This window comes from Alteromonas sp. BZK5 (assembly GCF_014349115.1).
GTDB classification, from domain to species: Bacteria; Pseudomonadota; Gammaproteobacteria; order Enterobacterales; family Alteromonadaceae; genus Alteromonas; species Alteromonas macleodii.
Genome location: NZ_JACSOE010000137.1, coordinates 1 through 5,775, shown reverse-complemented (window position 1 = coordinate 5,775; position 5,775 = coordinate 1). Strand labels below are relative to the sequence as shown.

The 5,775-nt window shown below is 45.0% G+C and carries 7 protein-coding genes and 1 pseudogene; 2 read left to right on the top strand and 6 right to left on the bottom strand.

Going from position 1 to position 5,775, the window contains the following annotated elements:
- Positions 1 to 60: 60 nt before the first annotated feature.
- Together BIZ39_RS20005 and BIZ39_RS20000 are read right to left on the bottom strand one after the other, a co-directional pair.
- A complete protein-coding gene (locus tag BIZ39_RS20005; protein ID WP_187447850.1) occupies positions 61 to 432 on the bottom strand; it encodes a type II toxin-antitoxin system death-on-curing family toxin in 372 nt (123 codons plus the stop codon).
- A complete protein-coding gene (locus BIZ39_RS20000; RefSeq protein ID WP_020745882.1) occupies positions 432 to 602 on the bottom strand; it encodes a hypothetical protein in 171 nt (56 codons plus the stop codon). Before BIZ39_RS20000 ends, BIZ39_RS20005 begins: the two co-directional genes overlap by 1 nt.
- A gap of 78 nt (positions 603 to 680) precedes the next feature.
- Here BIZ39_RS20000 and BIZ39_RS19995 point away from each other — a divergent pair, with 78 nt between their 5' ends.
- Both BIZ39_RS19995 and BIZ39_RS19990 read left to right on the top strand, forming a co-directional pair.
- Positions 681 to 968, top strand: a complete 288-nt coding sequence (locus BIZ39_RS19995; RefSeq protein WP_044447356.1) for a hypothetical protein — start codon at positions 681 to 683, stop codon at positions 966 to 968.
- A 171-nt stretch (positions 969 to 1,139) separates the two neighbouring features.
- Positions 1,140 to 2,516, top strand: coding sequence for an MBL fold metallo-hydrolase (locus tag BIZ39_RS19990; RefSeq protein WP_015067241.1), 1,377 nt, complete (start codon positions 1,140 to 1,142; stop codon positions 2,514 to 2,516).
- Positions 2,517 to 2,815: 299 nt separating this feature from the next.
- On the opposite strand, the pseudogene BIZ39_RS22670 reads toward BIZ39_RS19990, so the two are convergent.
- The 4 genes and pseudogenes from BIZ39_RS22670 to BIZ39_RS19975 all read right to left on the bottom strand — a co-directional run bounded on the left by BIZ39_RS22670 (position 2,816) and on the right by BIZ39_RS19975 (position 5,565).
- Positions 2,816 to 4,316, bottom strand: a pseudogene (locus BIZ39_RS22670) (transposase).
- A 219-nt stretch (positions 4,317 to 4,535) separates the two neighbouring features.
- Complete coding sequence (locus tag BIZ39_RS22400; RefSeq protein ID WP_080590288.1) at positions 4,536 to 4,754, bottom strand: GDCCVxC domain-containing (seleno)protein; 219 nt, start codon at positions 4,752 to 4,754, stop codon at positions 4,536 to 4,538.
- On the bottom strand, positions 4,742 to 5,131 hold the full coding sequence (gene merC / locus BIZ39_RS19980) for an organomercurial transporter MerC (RefSeq protein ID WP_044556817.1): 390 nt from the start codon (positions 5,129 to 5,131) through the stop codon (positions 4,742 to 4,744). Before merC ends, BIZ39_RS22400 begins: the two co-directional genes overlap by 13 nt.
- A 56-nt stretch (positions 5,132 to 5,187) precedes the next feature.
- A complete protein-coding gene (locus tag BIZ39_RS19975; RefSeq protein ID WP_187447849.1) occupies positions 5,188 to 5,565 on the bottom strand; it encodes a MerR family transcriptional regulator in 378 nt (125 codons plus the stop codon).
- Positions 5,566 to 5,775: the final 210 nt, after the last annotated feature.

The window sequence follows — 5,775 nt, the reverse complement described above, 5'->3', positions numbered from 1 at the left end:
AGGCTCCAAGCTGAAAGTAAACCACCTCCGCAGCCATTTATTGGTGTGGTCTACAGAGGATTATGTCTTTTTAGAGGGGAAAATCCCTAGAACCCCAATTTTGCCCACAACCAAATCTCTGATGGCATCTGCGAATAATTCGTTATCAGCAATTAATTCATAATCATTGAGAGATAAATATTCCAAAGCTACAGCGAGACCAGTCCGTTTGTTTGCATCAGGAAGCGAATGAGAAAGTGCAATAGAGGAAGCATACTTTGCTGCTATTTCGAAAACATCATTCAAGCCTAAATAAACAATAGCATTATCAATCCTGCCTAGCGCCCCCTGAAGCTTATTGATATCAGCGGCCCCCTTCATACCAGGCTCGTTTTCGAGAATGTAGGCGTTAATCTCTATAACGCGCTCGAAGGGGAAAAAAATAAGCTCCATTACATGTAAGCGAGTTTTTCGAACGTACGCTTGTGTGTTCTTAGCACTAGCTTAGTTTCGGATTTCACGATCTGTTGCCCAAACTCACCAGAGAGGTCAAGTTTCTTTCTTGCTGGAACTTTGGGGCGTTGAACAGCTTTAACACCGTAAACTTCAATTTTTGTATTCATAAATACCTCTCATAACTAGATCGATAGTATACACCTGATTTTAGGAGAAACATATTAAGCCAAGACTATTGGTATCATATGCACACATACCAAGCTAAATTGCCTCTTCAGGCAACAAAAGACAAGGAGCGGACGCAACAGATTATTGAACAGCTACTTCTGCTTTGCGCCAATCGCTGGCAATCCCTGCATAACACCATTTACCTGGTTGTTTTACTGGCCCTGTTACACTTTAGCTGGTCTCGCAAAACCGGCCTGCAGGAACCGTTAATTTACTGGGCAATAGCCTTGCTGATTTTGCTTCCCAGACTGCAATACCTCAAACAGCGTCTGCAACGGGCACGCTTATCCCGCAATAGCATGTAAATTTTACATAGGATTAAGTGAATATTTCTTCATTTACTGGGAAGCCTTTTGGGTAGAAAATGTAATTACTTGTTTTATATAAACTTTTTATTCGGCGTGACATTTGAAAGCTTAGGGTGAAGTGAATACATTCACGTTGTGCGCGGCACAACCCCAAAGTGGAGCTAACCTATGTTTGTAGAATCTGTTAAAACACCGGGCATTGCGCACCTTTCCTACCTGATTGGCAGCGATGGTGAAGCCTGTGTGATTGATCCTCAGTTAGATACGCAGCATTATCTCACCCTTGCCGGAAAGCATGAATGCCGGATCACCACCATCATCGAAACCCACCGCAATGAAGACTTTATCTCTGGCGCGGTAGCGCTGGCCAACCAGACCGGTGCTGATATTTACCATGGTAAATACGCTGACGAGCCTATCGAATATGCCCGCAAGGCCGGTAATGGCGATAAATTTGAGATTGGCAAATGGACACTCGAAGTTATTGCAACGCCCGGCCATACTAAAGACAGTATTTGTGTGTTGGCTATCGACAACGAACAGGACGGTCAGCCTATCGGCGTATTTACCGGCGATACCTTATTTGTCAGTGAAGTCGGTCGCACAGACTTCTACCCCGAGGAAATGGAAAAAATGGCTGGCCAGCTTTATGACAGCCTACAAACGCTGGCCAACCTGGGTGATGACATTATTGTGTACCCGGCTCATGGCGCAGGGTCGGTGTGTGGCTCAGGCATGGCAGAACGTGAGTTTACCACCATAGGCATTGAGAAACGGCAAAACCCGGGCTATCAATGTACCTCTAAAAAAGCCTTTATAGAGCGTAAGTTAAAAGAGAATCATTATATTGCTCCCTACTTTAGCAAAATGGAGCAGTCTAACGTTACCGGGATGGATACGCCTTTACCGCCAGTGGCGTGCCAGAAGCTGGCACAGGATGCTCAGTCAGCCTGGCAGAAAAGCGCAGAACGTCCCGGCGTGCTCATTGATGTAAGAAGTCATGCCCAGTTTCGAGACTGTCACTATCCCGGCAGTCTTAATTTGCCGGGCGGCTTACTCAGCGCTTATGGTGGTTGGTTTCTGGACTACTCCACACCTATCGCACTGGTGGCAGATTCCCATCAACAGGCAACCGAAAGCTCCGAACAGCTGTGGCGGATGGGCTACCAGCAGATTAGTGGTTATCTGACCATGGTACCAAAGCCAGATACCATTGAGGCTTACCATCGTCAGCATGTGAACGCCGTTACTGCAGATAAGGTTGATGAGCGCATTAGAGCACCACGTGCTAACTGGCAACTGCTGGATGTTCGCAAACAGGAAGAGGTTGAAAACAACGAATTTGACCAGGCAAAGCATATCTACTTAGGCTATCTGCCGGAAATGTGCCACCAACTGGATAAATCCCGCCATTATACACTGGCCTGTGGCAGCGGTAAGCGCGCCACCGTAGCAGCCAGTTATCTGCTGGCACAGGGTTTTGAAAACGTGGATGTTTTTATTGGTTCAATGCAAGCCTGGCAGAGCTACCAACAAGGCACCTAACAGATTTACATCTGCATCGCAGAGCGCATCCTCACGGCAAGGAAGCCGGATGTGTTAGCCTGAATGGTCAGGACAGCTTGTGTGTATAAGAAATATTAACGCTATGTACTACCCACCGTGTCAGATGTATTTAAGGCTAGTTGAACGTGTGTCAAACGGGTACTTTTCAGAAATCAGTGGAGTAGTTGTCATCAAGACAGGCAAGTTAACTGGTCTTTGGTACTGAAATCTGCAATAAGATATGTGAAAGCCCTCACCCCAACAATTTGCGTGTTTAAGTAATGGTAGGTTTTTGTGGTTCATGCACCAAAGTCGAAGTCACGTTGAATGGTATAGTCGCAGAATGCGTCAATGCTTGGTGGCGCACGAAGTGGCGGCGTACGGGGATTATTGCTCGCTTCCGGTAAATTGTGCTTGTCCAAATATGACAAGATTTTATTGATAATGATCGCGTCAGTTATGCAAGCAATGACCTTTACGTTAAATTTTTCGCAAACCTCGCATTGGGTAATGTCGATGTTGAATACGCGTTTCAGTCTTTGCGCCGGTGACCGGATTACCAAGACATATTGCGGGAATGATACGGCTTTTCTGAATCTTTCAGGTGTTCTGCTAAACGAGGACTATTCTTACTACGTTGTGAAGCAGTCACCTCGGCACGAACTATAGCATTGGGAGCAAATACCCCATAAAACCTCGTGAGGTTAAGTCGAGGTGGTGGTATCAAAGCAACGAGTTTGCCGAGAAAATCCCGTGGAGAGAATAACACGAGGGTCGTTCCGTCATTGTAAGGGGTCTTTAGTTTATACCTCACCTTACCTGAATCTGTAAGATTCAATCGTTGTTCACTTATGGCTGGTCTTGAGATGTATCTGCACAGGCGTTCCAATTTATCGGTTTGGTGACCGTCTGCGAATACGCCAGCATGTAAACTGAAACCGCCTATCTGGGCTAATTGTCCGTAGTGTTGTTTGTCTTTGGCGGGCAAGGTTTGTAAGTTAAATACTTTTTTGCCCATATCTGGCCCCAAGCAATACGATAACTAACCGAGGCCGCTTGCAAGGGCAATAAGCTATTTTCATCATCCATGGGAAAATCGAGAAAAGCATTGTCCATATCACGCTGAATGAGCCTGGCCTTCTCTAAATAGGCCGCAATGCGGTGGCTGATGTTGTCAACTATCTGTTCCATATCGCTATGGCTCGGCGCTTTGACGAGCTTGAATTTGGTTTGCCCTCGCTCTTCTGTAATAACGCCCTCGAGGAAGAGCATATGGAAGTGTATATTCAAGTTTAGCGCACTTCCAAAACGCTGAATGTACGTTACTGCACCCGTCTTGGCTTGCTTTTTCAAGTAACCTGTTCGATGGATGATGTCAGTTGAAATCGTGCGATGGATGATTTGCATGACTTTGCTGAGCTCTTTGGGATATCTGGCAAGTAGCAGCCTCAATGGGATAGGTAGACTCAACACCCACTGACGTATGGGATAGCCGTTAAGAACGTCGTCAACCAGTAACTTCGCACTCTCTGCCATCCGTCTTGCCCCGCAAATAGGGCAGAAGCCCCTACGTTTGCAACTGAACGCGACCAGCTTCTCATGTTTGCAGTCGTCACACACGACTCTGAGAAATCCATGCTCAAACCGACCACACTTTAGAAATTCTGCAAACTCTTTATCTACATGAAGTGGTAATGTCTTTCCTTGATGGGAAAGGTACTCCAGAAAATCTGGATAATATTGCTCAACCAATTGGTATAGCAATGTTTGCTCTGGCCGATGTCGTTTATAGGTATGCATGTTAATGGCTAACAATGGCGTCCTTGCCAGGGATTGGTAGCCCAGATTGCAGATAGTTTTGTTGTTAGTCTACTGGTCTTTGAGATGGAAAGTTCATTGCTCCAAGGTCCGCTTCACGTACTGAGCTGCCCTACAGAGAGCCTTGATGGGCATCAAAAGACAAATTGCAGACCTTCAGAAGGTTGATATCGGACTTACTATTTGTGCCATTAGCAGACGTTAAGATTTATTGCAGCAACTACTTCCTTCTTGAATAGGTGGGCACTTAACAGTCCCAAAAGAGCAATAAACGCAACAATCACCTATTAAAGGCTTGAGTAGCGCTTTGCATCCCTCACATTCGTAATACCACTGGCAAGCGTTTGTTGGCATGGTCTCGACCTTACTAAAGCCGCACTCGGGACAAGTAATCTTAGATTCCAATTCTATACCTCGCATACGGGTTCCTTAACTGGCTTAACGACATCCAATACTGACATAAATACCATCCATGTGATCCCAAAGTAAAATAAGTAAGTGCTCCAGTCGTATTGCCACAGTGGATAAAGAGTCAGCAATACTGCAATTGGGCCAATTACACTTAATATGCCCCTTACCACATGCTTATGTTGATACCAGTTGTACGAGTTGACCAATAAAGCGAGCGCAGCAAACAATGGTAATAAAGTATTAACCGCTATTCCTTCAAAATGTGATAGAAAACCAAGCCCTAAAGCTGATGCTAGTGAACCAAGTGCGGGGAAACATGCTGTGCAGCTAAGTGCGGCTAGCCAAACGCCACCAGAGCCTACTTTATCTAGAATTTTATTCATCATAATTACCTCTACTTTTGAGGTAGTCTAAACTCCGTACATAGGTACGGAGTCAATAGTTAATTGAGCGAATTGATTATTGGGCAGGAATTAGGGTCGTGGTTGGCTTTACAAGAATTTGTCATATCTTGAACCACATGTTCTAGCCGCTGCAAAATAGCAATTTTCTCTCGAATCAACTTAAGTTTTTGTAATCCCATCGATTCGACATCAGCGCAGTTTCCACTCATCGTCATGAGCGAAGCGACTTCATCAAGTGTAAAGCCCAAGGCTTTAGCTTTTAATATGAATTTAAGTTGACTCACATGGGTGTCGTCATACATGCGATAACCACTATCAGGTTTTAGTGGCTGTACGATAAGTCCTTTACGTTCATAAAATCGGATTGTTTCTACGCTAATGTCTAGTTCTTTAGCCAGCGTTCCAATGGTTTTCATAAGCGGATTCTCTAAAACAATTAGCATTATTCTATCATTATTAGACAAGTGCTGAACTTCCGTTAATCGCACACTAAACCAATTGATTTATCATACTGCAAGTGTCTGCAATACGTACGGAGCAGCCCAACAGCATCGGAGGCACCTTGAGACAATAGTAACCAGACTGTCACTATCGGCTTATGCAGTGATGAGCTTCAGTCTCTCTGT

Coding starts and splice junctions, on each gene's coding strand:
- BIZ39_RS19995 (WP_044447356.1), top strand. CDS start 681: ATGCACACATACCAAGCTAAATTGCCTCTTCAGGCAACAAAAGACAAG.
- BIZ39_RS20005 (WP_187447850.1), bottom strand. CDS start 432: ATGGAGCTTATTTTTTTCCCCTTCGAGCGCGTTATAGAGATTAACGCC.
- BIZ39_RS20000 (WP_020745882.1), bottom strand. CDS start 602: ATGAATACAAAAATTGAAGTTTACGGTGTTAAAGCTGTTCAACGCCCC.
- BIZ39_RS22400 (WP_080590288.1), bottom strand. CDS start 4,754: ATGCGAGGTATAGAATTGGAATCTAAGATTACTTGTCCCGAGTGCGGC.
- BIZ39_RS19990 (WP_015067241.1), top strand. CDS start 1,140: ATGTTTGTAGAATCTGTTAAAACACCGGGCATTGCGCACCTTTCCTAC.
- merC (WP_044556817.1), bottom strand. CDS start 5,131: ATGATGAATAAAATTCTAGATAAAGTAGGCTCTGGTGGCGTTTGGCTA.
- BIZ39_RS19975 (WP_187447849.1), bottom strand. CDS start 5,565: ATGAAAACCATTGGAACGCTGGCTAAAGAACTAGACATTAGCGTAGAA.